Annotated in this window: 18 protein-coding genes; all 18 read right to left on the bottom strand. The window is 65.9% G+C overall.

Annotation, left to right across the window (positions count from 1 at the left end):
• Positions 1–3 precede the first annotated feature (3 nt).
• The 18 genes from ACQRD3_RS00525 to rpmF all read right to left on the bottom strand — a co-directional run bounded on the left by ACQRD3_RS00525 (position 4) and on the right by rpmF (position 12,858).
• Positions 4–846, bottom strand: coding sequence for a polyprenyl synthetase family protein (locus ACQRD3_RS00525; RefSeq protein WP_080907195.1), 843 nt, complete (start codon positions 844–846; stop codon positions 4–6).
• Between the two features lie 32 nt (positions 847–878).
• Complete coding sequence (xseB, locus tag ACQRD3_RS00520; protein WP_080907137.1) at positions 879–1,115, bottom strand: exodeoxyribonuclease VII small subunit; 237 nt, start codon at positions 1,113–1,115, stop codon at positions 879–881.
• Positions 1,116–1,163: 48 nt separating this feature from the next.
• Positions 1,164–2,351, bottom strand: a complete 1,188-nt coding sequence (gene xseA, locus ACQRD3_RS00515) for an exodeoxyribonuclease VII large subunit (RefSeq protein WP_080907136.1) — start codon at positions 2,349–2,351, stop codon at positions 1,164–1,166.
• Position 2,352: 1 nt separating this feature from the next.
• On the bottom strand, positions 2,353–3,288 hold the full coding sequence (locus ACQRD3_RS00510) for a DNA-binding protein (protein WP_080907135.1): 936 nt from the start codon (positions 3,286–3,288) through the stop codon (positions 2,353–2,355).
• Between the two features lie 2 nt (positions 3,289–3,290).
• Positions 3,291–3,785, bottom strand: a complete 495-nt coding sequence (gene nusB / locus ACQRD3_RS00505) for a transcription antitermination factor NusB (protein WP_080907134.1) — start codon at positions 3,783–3,785, stop codon at positions 3,291–3,293.
• 201 nt (positions 3,786–3,986) lie between these two features.
• Entirely contained in the window at positions 3,987–4,379 is a 393-nt protein-coding gene (locus ACQRD3_RS00500; RefSeq protein WP_080907133.1) for an Asp23/Gls24 family envelope stress response protein, read from the bottom strand.
• Between the two features lie 103 nt (positions 4,380–4,482).
• A complete protein-coding gene (locus tag ACQRD3_RS00495) occupies positions 4,483–5,058 on the bottom strand; it encodes a SpoIIIAH-like family protein (protein WP_080907132.1) in 576 nt (191 codons plus the stop codon).
• A gap of 10 nt (positions 5,059–5,068) precedes the next feature.
• Entirely contained in the window at positions 5,069–5,581 is a 513-nt protein-coding gene (locus ACQRD3_RS00490) for a stage III sporulation protein AG (RefSeq protein ID WP_427779131.1), read from the bottom strand.
• Positions 5,578–6,057 carry a hypothetical protein gene (locus ACQRD3_RS00485; RefSeq protein WP_080907130.1) on the bottom strand — a complete coding sequence of 160 codons (480 nt, stop codon included), beginning with the start codon at positions 6,055–6,057 and terminating at the stop codon, positions 5,578–5,580. Before ACQRD3_RS00485 ends, ACQRD3_RS00490 begins: the two co-directional genes overlap by 4 nt.
• Positions 6,054–7,145, bottom strand: coding sequence for a stage III sporulation protein AE (locus ACQRD3_RS00480; protein WP_080907129.1), 1,092 nt, complete (start codon positions 7,143–7,145; stop codon positions 6,054–6,056). Before ACQRD3_RS00480 ends, ACQRD3_RS00485 begins: the two co-directional genes overlap by 4 nt.
• A gap of 53 nt (positions 7,146–7,198) precedes the next feature.
• Positions 7,199–7,582 (bottom strand): SpoIIIAC/SpoIIIAD family protein, encoded by a 384-nt coding sequence (locus tag ACQRD3_RS00475; protein WP_427779129.1) that lies wholly within the window; start codon positions 7,580–7,582, stop codon positions 7,199–7,201.
• Between the two features lie 6 nt (positions 7,583–7,588).
• Positions 7,589–7,783: a stage III sporulation protein AC gene (spoIIIAC, locus tag ACQRD3_RS00470; RefSeq protein WP_080907127.1), complete on the bottom strand. Its 195-nt coding sequence runs from the start codon at positions 7,781–7,783 to the stop codon at positions 7,589–7,591.
• Positions 7,784–7,796: 13 nt separating this feature from the next.
• Positions 7,797–8,309, bottom strand: coding sequence for a stage III sporulation protein AB (locus ACQRD3_RS00465; RefSeq protein ID WP_080907126.1), 513 nt, complete (start codon positions 8,307–8,309; stop codon positions 7,797–7,799).
• Positions 8,303–9,202 carry a stage III sporulation protein AB gene (locus ACQRD3_RS00460; protein WP_080907125.1) on the bottom strand — a complete coding sequence of 300 codons (900 nt, stop codon included), beginning with the start codon at positions 9,200–9,202 and terminating at the stop codon, positions 8,303–8,305. The genes ACQRD3_RS00465 and ACQRD3_RS00460 overlap by 7 nt, the downstream gene beginning before the upstream one ends.
• Positions 9,203–9,348: 146 nt before the next feature.
• Positions 9,349–10,350 (bottom strand): NAD(P)H-dependent glycerol-3-phosphate dehydrogenase, encoded by a 1,002-nt coding sequence (locus ACQRD3_RS00455; protein WP_427779127.1) that lies wholly within the window; start codon positions 10,348–10,350, stop codon positions 9,349–9,351.
• A gap of 81 nt (positions 10,351–10,431) precedes the next feature.
• Entirely contained in the window at positions 10,432–11,139 is a 708-nt protein-coding gene (locus tag ACQRD3_RS00450) for a glycerol-3-phosphate acyltransferase (RefSeq protein WP_427779126.1), read from the bottom strand.
• 4 nt (positions 11,140–11,143) lie between these two features.
• Positions 11,144–12,472 carry a ribosome biogenesis GTPase Der gene (der, locus tag ACQRD3_RS00445; protein WP_080907123.1) on the bottom strand — a complete coding sequence of 443 codons (1,329 nt, stop codon included), beginning with the start codon at positions 12,470–12,472 and terminating at the stop codon, positions 11,144–11,146.
• A gap of 191 nt (positions 12,473–12,663) precedes the next feature.
• Positions 12,664–12,858 (bottom strand): 50S ribosomal protein L32, encoded by a 195-nt coding sequence (gene rpmF / locus ACQRD3_RS00440; RefSeq protein WP_080907122.1) that lies wholly within the window; start codon positions 12,856–12,858, stop codon positions 12,664–12,666.
• Positions 12,859–12,868: the final 10 nt, after the last annotated feature.

The following is a 12,868-nucleotide window of genomic DNA, read 5'->3' as shown; positions in this document are numbered from 1 at the left end:
CTCCTAATTCATCCGGCCGGCCAGAGAGCGGGCCAGAGAAATCAGGAACTCCGGGTGTGCAAAGCCCTCCAGGGCCGCCGCAGCCTCTCCGGTGAGCTTTTCCACCAGCGCAGCGCAGCCGTCCAGCCCCTTGAGGGTGACAAAGGTGGTCTTCTCCCCCCGGGCGTCCGAGCCGGTGGGCTTGCCCAGCAGGGCGGCGTCCCCGGTCACATCCAGCATGTCGTCCCGGATCTGGAAGGCCAGCCCCAGACGGGAGGCATAGCGTCGGACCGCCTTGCGCTCTTCCGCGCCCCCTCCGGCCAGGATGCAGCCCATCTCGGCGGCGGCGGCGATCAGCGCGCCGGTCTTGAGCCGCTGCAGCTCCTCCACATCGGCCTGGTTGAGGGCCCTCCCCTCCCCAGCCATATCCAGGGTCTGTCCGCCCACCATTCCGTCGGCGCCGGCGGCGCGGGCCAAAACGTCCAGAGCTTCCAGCACCCGCTCCGGTTCCAGCCCGGCCCGTCCCGCCAGCGCCGTCTCAAAGGCCGCGTTCAAAAGGCCGTCCCCGGCCAGTACCGCCGTGGCCTCCCCGTAGACCTTGTGGTTGGTGGGTCTGCCCCGGCGCAGATCGTCGTCATCCATGCAGGGCAGATCGTCATGGATGAGAGAGTAGGTGTGGATCATCTCCACCGCGCAGGCAAAGGGCATCACGGCCATGGGGTCCCCGCCGCACAGGCGGCAGGTCTCCAGGGTGAGGATGGGCCGCAGCCGTTTTCCCCCCGCCAGGAGGCTGTAATTCATGGCGTCATAGATGTCTCCCCGGGGCGCACGGTCCCGGAAGGCACCCTTGAGCGCCTCCTCCACCATGGCCTTGTCCGCCTCGTACTGCTCCCGGTAAGTCACGGCTCCATCACCTCCATGGGCTGCTCCGCCGGAGCCCCGTCCGGACCGGGCAGCAGCTTCGCCACCTTCTGTTCCGCCTTGTCCAGGGCGGTGGAGCACTGTTTCATGAGAGAGGTCCCCTCTTCAAAGAGGGCAAGGGCCTCCTCCAGCGGGGCATCCCCCCGCTCCAGCCGGGCCACGATCTCCTCCAGCCGGGCCATGGCCTGCTCAAAGGTCAGTTTTTTCTGTGCCATCGCGTTTCCTCCTTTGAGAAAAATGGGACAGGCGGGTCCTCCCCGCCGTTATAACACTTCACAGGCGATCTCGCCGTCAGAGAGGCGGAGCTTCAGCTCGTCCCCCGGCATCACATCCTCCGTGGACTTCACCACCCCGCCGGGGCCACGGGCAATGGCGTAGCCCCGCCCCAGCACCTTCAGGGGGCTGAGGGCATCCAGGGAGGCGGCCAGCCGGGCGAAGCGCTCCCGGTCCTTCCCCATGGCGGCGGTCAGGCCGTGGGCCAGCCGGTCCCGCTGGTAGTCCAGCAGCATCCGCCGGTCGTCCACCCAGCTCATGGGGTTTTGGAGCATCCGGCTGCGCCCCGCCTGTTCCAGCGCGCTGCGGGCCCCGGCCAGCTCCCGCTCCATGGCCCGGCCCATCCGCCGGCTCAGGTGGGCCAGCAGGGCGTACTGTTCATTCTGGTCCGGCACCGCCAGCTCGGCGGCGTTGGAGGGTGTGGCCGCCCGAAGGTCGGCCACATAGTCGGCGATGGTCACGTCGGGCTCGTGGCCCACGGCGGAGATCACCGGGATCCGGGAGGCGTAAATGGCCCGCGCCACGCCCTCGTCGTTGAAGCACCAGAGGTCCTCCATGGACCCGCCCCCCCGGCCGGTGATGATGAGGTCGGCCAGCGCGTGGGCGTTGACCCAGGCGATGGCCCCGGCGATCTCCCCGGGGGCCTCCGCCCCCTGGACCCGGCAGGGTACCACATATACCTCGCTCTGTGGCCAGCGGGCCCCCAGGATACGGAGCATATCCCGCACCGCCGCCCCCGCCGGAGAGGTCACCAGGGCGATACGCTTGGGAAAACGGGGAAGGGGCTTTTTATGGTTTTCGTCAAACAGCCCCTCGGCGGCCAGCCGGGCCTTGAGCTGTTCAAAGGCGGCGTGGAGATCCCCCACCCCGTCGGGGGAGAGGGCGCTGACATAGAGCTGATACTGCCCGTCCCGCGGGAAAACCGCCACCCGGCCGAAGGCGATCACCTTCATGCCGCTCTGGGGCCGAAACCGGAGGGTGGACGCCTCCCGGCGGAACATGACGCAGCGGATGGCGCCCCCCTCATCCTTGAGGGAAAAATAGTGGTGCCCGGAGGGATACATTTTATAGTTGGACACTTCGCCCCGGACGAAGAGCCCGGAGAGGAGCGGATCGCCGTCCAGCAGGCCCTTGATGTGTCCGTTGACCTGAGAGACCGAAAGTACGTTCTGGGCCATGTCACTCCCCCCTCTCCAGAAGCCGGTGCGCCAGGATGGCCACCCCCATGGCGTTGTCGGTGGAATAGCGAGGCTCGGCAAAGAGCGCTCCGCAGGATGCGGTAAGCATCTGCCGCAGCCCGGAGTTGGAGGCCACGCCCCCGGAGCAGAGCACCGGCAGGCCGGGATACCGTTTCCGGGCTTCCTCCGTGGTCCGACGCACCACGTCGGAGACGGTGTCCAGCGCAAAGCGCGCCACAGCGGCAGGCTCCACGCCCCCCGCCGCCAGCGCCCGGACCTGATTTTCCATCCCGGAAAGGGAGAACTCCAATCCGTCCATTTTCACCTTAAATCGCTTCGGGCCCTTCTCCGCCCCGGCGGCCAGGGCGTCCAGAGCCCGCCCGGCGGGAAAGTCCAGCCCCAGCAGCACACCGGTGCGGTCGATGAGCTGTCCGGCCGAGATGTCGGCGGTGCCGCCGATGCGCCCGGCTTTGACATTAGCCCCTTCGGGCTGAACGTACAGCAGCTCGGTGGTGCCTCCGGAGAGATGCCAGGCCAGAAAGGGGGCGTCCAGCAGCTCCATCCGCCCGGCGGACCAGGCGGCAGCGGCCAGGTGCCCCTGCTGGTGGGAGACGGCAAAAAACGGCACGCCCAGCGCGGCGGCCAGGGCCCTGCCCTGGCTCTCCCCTGCCAGAAAACAGGGCATGTAGGAACCCTCTACCGCCCGGGGACGGGCGGAGGCGGCCACGGCGGCGACGTCCCGGAGGACGCCGGACTCCGCCAGCTCCGCCATCCGGCCGGGCAGGGCTTTCACATGCTGGAAAAGGGCCTCCGACTGTCGGAGACCCAGCTGTCCGGGGCGCACCTCCAGCAGGCGGCCGGCATTGACGCCGTCCGCCCCGTCAAAAACCGCCGCCGAAGTGGTGTAGTTGCTGGTATCCAGCCCCAGGGTGACCATGGTCACTCCCCGCTCTCGGGCTGGACCGCGCCGGGGCGGCTCATGGGGTCGGGAAGGTTTTCCGTCCGGACGAAGGAGCCCAGGATACCGTTGACAAAGGCCGCCAGCTCCTGCTCCTCATAGTGTTTGGTCATCTCCACCGCCTCGTTGATGGCGGCGGCGTTGGGGATGTCCTGCATGTAAAGGATCTCATACATGCACACCCGGAGAATGGCCGTGACCACCCGGGGGATGCGGGAGAAATTCCAGCCGATGGCGTACTTGGTGATGTAGCCGTCCAGCTCCGCGCCGTGATGGTACACGCCCCGCACCAGCCGCTCTATGTATTCCCGCTGCCCGGCGTTGGGATACTCGGCGTACAGGGGCTCCTCCTGCCCGATCTGCTCAAAGGAAGTGCGGGTCAGTGCGGCGGAGAGCAGCTCATCTGCGCTCTGGTTGGAAAAGCCCAGTTCAAAGACAAAGTGGACGGCGATCTCACGGGCGTTGCTTCTGGTCATGCGGTTCCCTCCATCAGGGCCTAACGGCCCAGGTTATCCATTGTATACGCATTAGTATACACAATCTTGGGGCAAAAATAAACCCCTAATTCACACAAAAACGGCAAAAAGCCCGCCGGCGTCTTTAGCCGGTCCAAAGCAGACAAAACGAGGTCTTTTCCGGCGGACCCCCGCCGGAAAAGACCTCGTTCCCCACCCCTTTTACACCTGATGGGATTTTGGAGTGTGATGGAAGGTGATCCCCGCCACATGGACGTTGACCCCCGCCACAGTAAATCCGCTGGCGTTCTCGATGGCGTTGAACACCGCGTCCTGCACCCCCTTGGCCACCTCCTGGATGGAGGAGCCGTATTTCACCAGGATGGAGATATCCACCGTGACGCTGTTCTCGGCAACGGTCACCCGCACGCCCTTGCTGAGGTTTTTGCGCCCGGCCAGCATTTCCACAATATCGCTGCCCAGATTGGCGGCCAGGCTCCCGACCCCTTCCACCTCCAAGGCGGCAGCCGCGGCGGTCACCGCCAGCACATCTTCCGAAATATGGATGCAGCCCAGCTCATCCGGGCAGGAAATGTATTCTTTCCCTTCGGCCATTGGCTTCACGCTTCCTTTCCTGTGGGACAAAAGTCTTATGCTTACATTGTACCACAAAAAAGGGAAATTACAAATAGAATTTTTCTCTGAAAAATAGGTCTGTTCACCCTTCTGCCTCGATGATCTTGATCTGGCTGGCGGGCACGCCGGTCTCGCCGGTGACGATCTCCGTGATGCGGGCCACATCGGCGTCCTGGAGTCCGTTCTCCGTGGCCGACACCACCACCGACACGCCGCCGTCGCTGATGAAGGCCACACAGTCGGCATAACCCTTGGCGATGACCAGATTCTCGATCTGGGCTTCAGAGACGGTGGCGGTGGCCAGCGTCTCTATGGCGGTCCCGGCCTCCGTCTTGGCCGCCGCGTCGGCGGCGTCGCTGTTCACCGTGTCCTGGAGCATGGTCAGGGCACTGTCCCGGGCCTGCTGGCGGTTGAGCCGGGCCGAGGCAAAGTATCCGGTGGAGGCCCCTGCCGTCTCGGCCGGCTTCCCGCTCTCTCCCGGGGCCGCCGAGGCTGCCGACAGCAGGGGGTCTTTGGTTCTTCCATCCACCAAAGTCGCCTGTCCCAGAGTCTTTCCGGTGTCGGCGGCCTCCTGCTGATAAGACCAGTTCAGGTAGACCGCCACACACACGAAGAGGACGATGGCGGCCACCACCGCATTGCGCTTCCAGAGTTTCATACTGTTTTCCTCACTTTCCCTTACAGATCGAAATTTTATCGGCCCCCAGCCCGGTGAGGGCAGAGACCGCTTCGCTCAATGCCAGCCGCACCTGGGGATCCCCCGCCCCCGGCGCCACCACCAGCGCACCCCGGTAGCAGGGCCCCAGCTCCTGGAGGGCCACCGGCTCCTGGGTGCCGGAACCCTTGGAGGCCATGACCGTGGAGGTCTCCCGGGTGGTCTGACTGTCTCCTTCGCTGGCGCTGCCGTCCTGGGCCAGCACCTGACGGGGGCCGTCCTTCAAGGTAAGCACCACCGTCACCTCACCCGCCCCCTCCACCCGGGAGAGCGCCGTCTCCAGGCGGCGTTCCATGCTTTCCACCTGAAAGAGGTCGGCCTCGGACGCTGCGGCCGGAGCAGTCTGCCCGGTCTTTTCTCCGGTGGGCAGCAGCAGGAGCACCGCTCCCACCAGCCCAACCAGCAGGACATATTTGCACTTTCCCAGGGCCAAGCGCAGCTTTTCGCCCCACTCTTTTCCGCTCATGGCACATCCTCCTGAAAATTCTGCCGCTCCGCTGGGATGGACAAATCCTCCGCCACCGCCCGGGAGAGCGCCCTCTTCTGCTCCGCCGTCCAGCTCCCGCTGATTTGGACCGCCGTGGGCACCGGCCAGCCGGAGTCGTCCTCCTGTACCTCCACCACAGCAGTGCATGCGCATCCCAGAGCCGTTCCCTTGTCCTCAATGTATGCGCCCGCCTTCCGGGCTATGAGCGTTTTCATCACTTCTTCCCCGCTCCGCTCCCCCGCCTCCGCTTCCAACGGGGCATACGCGGCGGCCGTTACGGCCAGATCCTCCGGATCCAGCCGCCCCAGGGGACCGACGACTGCCAGCAGGAGGACCAGCCCCCCCACCAGTCTCCCCACCTTTTTCACCGTGCCCTCCGGGGTGAGGGCCTGAGCCAGCGCCACCGCCAGCGCGGCGGCCACCACGCCCATGAGCCATTCCTTTAAAAAGGTCATCCCACACTCACCGCCTTCAACGACGTGATCAGGGCCACATACAAAATGAGGGCGCTGCCGCCGGTCATGCCCAGCACCAGAGCAAAGGCCGAACCAATGGAATCGATGAGCCCCGCCACCGGTCCCGGCGTCACCGTGGCCGAGAGGGCGGCCGCCACCTTATAGACCAGATAGTGCGCCCCCAGCTGGAGAAAGGGGATCAGACAGATGGCCAGCACCGCCAGCAGGCCCACTACGCCCACCGTCCCCTTCAGCACTCCGGCCCCGGCCACCACGGTCTCGGCGGCATCGGCAAGGATGCCGCCCACCACCGGCACCATGCCGGAGAGCACCGTCTTGGCCGCCTTCTGGGTCATGGCGTCGGCGTTTCCGGCCACGGCCCCGCTGACGGTGAGGTAGAACACGAAGAGCATCAGCAGGGAGGAGAGCAGGCCCGTCACCGCCCACTTCACCAGTCCCGCCACCCGCTTGAGGCCGTCGTTGTTCAGTGCGGCCTGGGCCGCCGAAGCCGCCACATAGGCGTAGATCAGGGGCATCAGCACCCGGTCGGCCACCGTGAGGAGCAGGGCAAAAAAGAGCAGGCTCGCCCCCTGACGGGCCACAGCGGCCGCGGGGGCTCCGGCGGCCGCGCAGGCCGCCGTGACTGTGGGCAGCAGCACCTTGGAAAAGGCGTCCATCTGCTCCATGGCCTGCCGTCCCAGCCCCATGAGGGAGCAGACGTCCGCGGCAGCGATGGCGGTCACAGCCGCCGTCCCAGCCAGCCGCACCGGATCCAGCCCTCCGCCTCCCAGCTCGTCCTTCATGGTCTCGGCCAGACCGCAGAGGAGAGCCACCGCCAGCAGCAGGACCCCGCTCCGCCCAGCCCGCCGAAGCGCCCCGGACAGCTCGCCGCTGCCGGTGTTCAGGATGGCCTGCGCCCCGGAAGCAAAGTCCCCTCCGTCCACGTCCTCCACATCCAGATAGCCGTCTAAGTACTCCTCCGCCGCACCGCTGAGCTTGTCCATCCCCACGGCGTCCTCCAGCTCGCCCGCCCATGCGGCGGGCAGCAGCAGGAGCAGGAGGAACAGGCAGAGGCACCCCTTTATCATACCTCCGATCCGATGGCGATTGCCGTCCCAACGGCTCGAAGGCCCCCTCCGCCTCACAGCAGATCCCCCAGAGTGTCGAACACCGTCTCTACCAGCGGCAGAGCGGCGAAGAGAGCCAGCGCCCCGCCCGCCGTCTCCAGGAAGGCGGCCACGCCGCCCTCCCCGGCATCCTTGCACACCGCGGCGGAGAGCCGGGTGACGACCCCGATCCCCACGATCTTCACCACCGGCTTCCAGACCTCCGGGGAAACTCCCGCGGTGCGGGCCAGAGCGTCCATCAGCCCCCGCACCCCGGCAAGGGCTTCCATGGCCCTGCTCAGCAAAAGGATTCCCGCCGCCAGCGCCAGCACCACGGCCAGCTCCGGGACCCGCTTTCGGAGCACCAGAGCGCAGAGGGCGGCGGTGACCGCCAGGGCGGCCAATTTTAAAATATCCATCGCCCGTCACAGCCCAAACAGCCCCTTCACCAGCACGAAGAGGTCGCTGATCTTCTGCACCACCAACATCAGCACCACCACCAGCCCGGCCAGCGTGGTCATCATAGCCTGCTCGTCCCGCCCGGAGCGGGAGAGCACCTGATTGAGCACCGCCACCAGAATTCCGATGGCCGCAATGCGAAAAATAAAGTCCACGTCCATATCCGTTCCCCCGTCACAGCAGTAAGATGGTGAGAAAAGCCCCCATGGCCAGTCCCAAAGTGCCGTAGGCCCGACCCTCCCGGCGGCGGCGCTCCCGCACCCGCTCCGCCGCGGCCTCCAGCCGTCCCCGGGCGGCCTCCGCCGCCCGGCGCTGGTCCTCCGGGCCGTAGCGGCCCAGCACCGGGCCCAGCTCCCGGAGGACGGCGCGGTCCTCCTCGCAGAGCCCCATGGGTTCCTCCGCCAGCGCGTCATTCCAGATGGTCTCAAAAGGCCGCTCCCCCAGATGCTCCATGCCCCGTCCGCAGGCGGCAAAAAAACCGGCCGCCGGCTGAGCTGCCCTGCGCGCCAGGGTCTCCAGCAGGTCGGGCATGGGGGGCAGGCGGAAGGCCAGCTCCCCCTCCAGCAGGTTGAGCGCCGCCGCCATGGCGGCCAGCCCCCGGGCCCGGGCGTCCAGTTCCTTCACCGCGCCCAGGCCCAGGGCCAGTCCGCCGCCCAGAAGAAGCAACGTCCCCAGCAGTTTTAACATGGCAGCTCCTCCACCCGGTAGTCGAAGCCCGCTCCCCGGCGGTCGATGGTCACCACGACCTCGAAGAGCCGCCGGGCCAGCAGCTCCCGATAGAGGGGGCGGCGTTCCAGATCCTCCGGCCCCGCCCCGTGGGCGGTGGCCAGCAGCTTCACACCACAGTTGGCGCACTGTTCCAGCGCGGCGCAGTCAGCGGGGGCGGTGATCTCGTCGCAGGCCAGCGCCTGGGGATTCATCCCCCGCAGGAGCATCATGAGCCCCTGGGCCTTGGGACAGCCCTCCAGCACATCGGTGCGCCCTCCCACATCAAACTGGGGCACCCCGTTCCAGAGGGCGGCAACCTCCCCCCGTTCATCGGCCAGCCCCACCCGCATCGGGGGACAGACCCCGCCGTCGGAGACCAGCCGGACCAGGTCCCGGAGCAGGGTGGTCTTTCCCGCCCCCGGGGGGGCCAGGAGAAGGGTATTGGGGAGGCTTCCCGAGGCGCAGAGCGTCCGGAGCACCCCTTCCCCGCAACCGGGGACGGTATGGGCGACTCTGATGTTGAGGGAGGAGAGGGTCCGCAGGTTCCGCACCTGCCCGCCTTCAGCGGCCGCACTGCCGCACAGCCCGATCCGATGCCCGCCCCGGACGGTGAAGTAGCCCTGCCGCACCCGTTCCAGGGCAGCGTGGGCGCTGGCCTGGGTGGCGATCTCCACTGTCAGCTCCAGATCCCGCACTGTCACCGCCTCCCCGCCGGGAAGGGGGAGCTCGTCCGCTCCCACACTCACCGTGGGAGGCCTCCCCGCCCGCAGGCGGATCTCCTCCGCCCTGCGCCGCACCGTGCCCGGCAGAGCCTCCGCCCGTTTTCGAAGGGCCGGGGGCAGCAGAATCGCCGCATCGTCAAAACCTTCCATAGGTCATCCCTCCTCTTTGGTACTGACCCATGTCTATGAGGGCTTGGCCCCGTTTATGAGCGGACGCATGAAAAAAACGGACAGGCTTTCGGCCTGTCCGTTTTCATTCTTTTGAGCCTATTGTCTCCGGAGGAAAGGAGCGGGGCTCAAACCCAGCTCTCTTCGCTCTCGTGCTTCTTCTTCCGGGTCATCAGTTCCGCAATGACCGCCCGGGGATCCTTGTTCTCGTAGAGAACCTGGTAGGCCGCCTGGGCAATGGGCATCTCCACCCCCAGCTTGTCGGCCAGGTTCTTGGCATTGGCGGCGGCGTAATAGCCCTCCACCACCATGCCGATCTCCCTGACCGCCTCCGCCGGAGCGGCGCCCTGCCCGATGAGGATGCCGCATCGGCGGTTTCTCGAGTGCATGGAGGTGCAGGTGACGATGAGGTCGCCCAGCCCCGCAAGGCCCGCGAAGGTCTCCTTTCGGCCGCCCATGGCCTCCCCCAGCCGGGCGATCTCGGTGAGCCCCCGGGTCATGAGGGCGGCCTTGGTGTTGTCGCCGTAGCCCAGGCCGTCGCAGACGCCCGCACACAGGGCGATGATGTTCTTCAGCGCCGCGCCCAGTTCCACGCCCACCACGTCATCGGTGGTGTAGACCCGGAAGCGCCGGCTCATAAAGAGGTCCTGCACCAGTTCGGCGGCGGCGCGGTCTTTGGACGCCGCCACCACCGCCGTGGGCACGCCCCGGCCCACTTCTTCGGCGTGGGAGGGCCCGGAGAGCCCCACCACGGGGTGGGCCTCCCCCACCTCCTGGGCGATGACGTCGGTGAGGGTGAGGGAGGTGTCCTTCTCCACACCCTTGGACACGCTCACCAGCACAGCCCCGGGGTCCAGCAGCCCCCTGACCTGAGCGGCCGTCCCGCGCACCGCAAAGGAGGGGGTGGCGATGACCACGGCTCCGCAGCCCCGGACGCAGTTCATGTCGGCGGTGAGCTTCAGCTCCTCCGGCAGCGGGACTCCCTTCAAAACGGGATTCTCCCGCTTCTCCCGAAGATTGGCACTCTCCGCTTCCTGATAGGACCAGAGCGTCACATCGTGGCCGTTTTCCAGCAGAAGCAGGGCCAGCGCCGTCCCCCAGCCGCCGGAACCCAATACGGTGATCTTCATATCAATTGACCTCCATTTCGGTGGGACCATGCCCGCCCTGTTGACCGGCTCTTCCGGCCGCCCCCGGACCCCGGGAGCCTTTTATTCCTTTTTTTTATGGAAGGAGAGCTTGTTCTCCTCTCCCTTGAGCAGCCTTTGGATATTCCCCCGGTGCTTCCAGAGGATCAGCCCGCCCAGCAGGATCGACAGCGTCATCACGATGGGATCATGGCTGACAAAAAGCCAGGTCCCCACCGGGAAAAAGGCGGCGGCGTACACCGAGCCCAGGGAGACATACCGGGTGAGGGCGGTGAGCAGAGCAAACCCCCCCCACACCAGCAGCGCCAGCCGCCAGTCGATCAGCCAGGCGATGGTGCCCCCGGAGAGAATCCCCTTGCCGCCCTGAAAGCCGAACATACAGGGGAACATATGCCCCAGCAGGCAAAAGAGCCCGGCCCAGTATTTGACCTCCAGGCTCAGGCCCGGCCAGCCCGTCAGCCACACCGCCAGCAGGCCGAAGCCCACGGCCAGGATGGCCTTCACCACATCGGACAAAATAACCACCAAAGTGAGCGGCCCGCCGAAGGTGCGAAAAAAGTTGGTCAGTCCGGCGTTGCCGCTGCCGTGGCTGCGGACATCGTCCCGCAGGATATATTTGGAGACCAGAATGGCCCCGTTGGAACAGCCCAAAAAGTACGCGGCCACTGCGGTCACCGCCATCAGTCCGGTCAGGAGCACGGGGTTGGGGACGGACCACATCACGGCCCAGTCCTCCCCGCCGTTGACCAGCGCACGAAAGGATTCCAGCATCCTCTTACCCCTCCTTGTCGCCCTTCTGACGGATCGTGATCTTAATGGGGGTGCCCTCCAGGCCGAAGGTGGCCCGGATCTGATTCTCCAGATAGCGCCGGTAGGAGAAGTGGAACAGCTCCCGATCATTGCAGAAGATGACAAAATGGGGCGGCTTGATACCCACCTGGGTCATATAATAGACCTTCAGGCGGCGGCCCTTGTCCGTGGGGGGCTGCACCCGGGCGGTGGCGTCGGCCAGCACGTCGTTGAGCATTCCGGTGGTGATGCGCATGGCCGCCTGGTTTGCCACGTCGTTGATGGCGTCAAAGAGCTTCTCCACCCGGGCGCCGGTGAGGGCAGAAATGAACAGGATCGGGGCATACTCCATATAGGCCAGATCCCGGCGGATGTCCTTGCACATCCGGTCCATGGTCTTGTCGTCTTTCTCCACCGCGTCCCACTTGTTTACCACGATGATGCAGGCCTTGCCCGCCTCGTGGGCCAGGCCTGCCACCTTGGTGTCCTGCTCGGTGACGCCCTCGCCCGCGTCGATCAGGATGAGGCACACGTCGGCCCGCTCGATGGCCATGGTGGCCCGAAGGACGGAGAACTTCTCCACCCGGTCGTCCACCTTGGACTTCTTCCGCATGCCGGCGGTGTCGATGAGCAGGTATTTGCCCTTGCTGTTTTCAAAATAGTTGTCCACCGCGTCCCGGGTCGTACCCGCCACGTTGCTGACAATGACCCGCTCCTCCCCCAGGATGCGGTTGACCAGAGAGGACTTGCCCACATTGGGCTTGCCGATGATGGCCACCTTGATGACCTCGTCGTCGTCCTCCTCCTCGTCCTGGGCCGGGAAATACTTCAGGCACTCGTCCAGCAGATCGCCGGTGCCGTGGCCGTGGACGGCGGAGACGGCCACGGGGTCGCCCAGGCCCAGGTTGTAAAACTCGTAAATGTCGGGGTTCGTGTGCCCGGTCTGGTCCATCTTGTTCACCGCCAGCACCACCGGTTTGCCCGACTTCAGCAGCATGGCGGCCACCTCCTGGTCAGAGGCGGTCAAGCCGGTCTGTATGTCGCACAGGAACACGATGACCGTGGCGTTCTGGATGGCGATCTCCGCCTGCTGGCGCATGAACTGGAGGATCTCGCTGTCGGTGCCCGGCTCGATGCCGCCGGTGTCCACCAGATTGAATTTCCGCCCGCACCACTCGCAGGGGGCGTACAGCCGATCCCGGGTGACACCCGGGGTATCCTCCACGATGGACAGCCGCTGGCCCACCAGTTTGTTGAAAAGCATGGATTTGCCCACATTGGGCCGGCCCACAATGGCCACCAGAGGTCTCGCCATGGAAAACCCCTCCCTTTTTCCTCATTTTATACTCGCAAGTATTATGGCACATCCCGCTTCGGAAGTCAACGAAAGACCCGATCGCACAGGCCGGATGCCCTCTTATTCTGCGCTGTTTTTCAGTCTCTTCCCCTTTCCGGGCAAAAAGAAAGAGGGGAATCATCCCCTCTTGCTCTTTCCGGAACCGCTTTTTACTTCGCGGCGGGCGCCTCGGCCTTGTTGAAGTCGTGACCGTTATAGGTCAGGCAGGACTTGCACATCCGATGCGGCAGGCGGTAAGCCCCGCACTTGGGGCAGGTGGTGACGCCGGGGGTCTCCAGCTTCCACACGGCGCTGCGGCGCTTGTTGCGGCGCTGCTTGGACACTTTACTCTTAGGGACTGCCATCTATGACACC

The organism is Candidatus Pseudoscillospira sp. SGI.172 (genome assembly GCF_050313575.1).
Taxonomy (GTDB): Bacteria; Bacillota; Clostridia; order Oscillospirales; family Oscillospiraceae; genus Vermiculatibacterium.
The sequence above is the reverse complement of the archived record's forward strand: the minus strand, read 5'-3'. Positions and strand labels throughout refer to the sequence as shown.

Excerpts from the sequence above, each read along its gene's own strand:
- der (WP_080907123.1), bottom strand. The coding sequence starts at position 12,472 with ATGGCGAGACCTCTGGTGGCCATTGTGGGCCGGCCCAATGTGGGCAAA.
- xseB (WP_080907137.1), bottom strand. The coding sequence starts at position 1,115 with ATGGCACAGAAAAAACTGACCTTTGAGCAGGCCATGGCCCGGCTGGAG.
- ACQRD3_RS00480 (WP_080907129.1), bottom strand. The coding sequence starts at position 7,145 with ATGATAAAGGGGTGCCTCTGCCTGTTCCTCCTGCTCCTGCTGCTGCCC.
- ACQRD3_RS00455 (WP_427779127.1), bottom strand. The coding sequence starts at position 10,350 with ATGAAGATCACCGTATTGGGTTCCGGCGGCTGGGGGACGGCGCTGGCC.
- ACQRD3_RS00490 (WP_427779131.1), bottom strand. The coding sequence starts at position 5,581 with ATGAGCGGAAAAGAGTGGGGCGAAAAGCTGCGCTTGGCCCTGGGAAAG.
- ACQRD3_RS00460 (WP_080907125.1), bottom strand. The coding sequence starts at position 9,202 with ATGGAAGGTTTTGACGATGCGGCGATTCTGCTGCCCCCGGCCCTTCGA.
- ACQRD3_RS00525 (WP_080907195.1), bottom strand. The coding sequence starts at position 846 with ATGGTGGAGGAGGCGCTCAAGGGTGCCTTCCGGGACCGTGCGCCCCGG.
- ACQRD3_RS00495 (WP_080907132.1), bottom strand. The coding sequence starts at position 5,058 with ATGAAACTCTGGAAGCGCAATGCGGTGGTGGCCGCCATCGTCCTCTTC.
- ACQRD3_RS00510 (WP_080907135.1), bottom strand. The coding sequence starts at position 3,288 with ATGGTCACCCTGGGGCTGGATACCAGCAACTACACCACTTCGGCGGCG.
- spoIIIAC (WP_080907127.1), bottom strand. The coding sequence starts at position 7,783 with ATGGACGTGGACTTTATTTTTCGCATTGCGGCCATCGGAATTCTGGTG.
- ACQRD3_RS00475 (WP_427779129.1), bottom strand. The coding sequence starts at position 7,582 with ATGGATATTTTAAAATTGGCCGCCCTGGCGGTCACCGCCGCCCTCTGC.
- rpmF (WP_080907122.1), bottom strand. The coding sequence starts at position 12,858 with ATGGCAGTCCCTAAGAGTAAAGTGTCCAAGCAGCGCCGCAACAAGCGC.
- ACQRD3_RS00465 (WP_080907126.1), bottom strand. The coding sequence starts at position 8,309 with ATGTTAAAACTGCTGGGGACGTTGCTTCTTCTGGGCGGCGGACTGGCC.
- ACQRD3_RS00450 (WP_427779126.1), bottom strand. The coding sequence starts at position 11,139 with ATGCTGGAATCCTTTCGTGCGCTGGTCAACGGCGGGGAGGACTGGGCC.
- nusB (WP_080907134.1), bottom strand. The coding sequence starts at position 3,785 with ATGACCAGAAGCAACGCCCGTGAGATCGCCGTCCACTTTGTCTTTGAA.
- ACQRD3_RS00485 (WP_080907130.1), bottom strand. The coding sequence starts at position 6,057 with ATGACCTTTTTAAAGGAATGGCTCATGGGCGTGGTGGCCGCCGCGCTG.
- xseA (WP_080907136.1), bottom strand. The coding sequence starts at position 2,351 with ATGGCCCAGAACGTACTTTCGGTCTCTCAGGTCAACGGACACATCAAG.
- ACQRD3_RS00500 (WP_080907133.1), bottom strand. The coding sequence starts at position 4,379 with ATGGCCGAAGGGAAAGAATACATTTCCTGCCCGGATGAGCTGGGCTGC.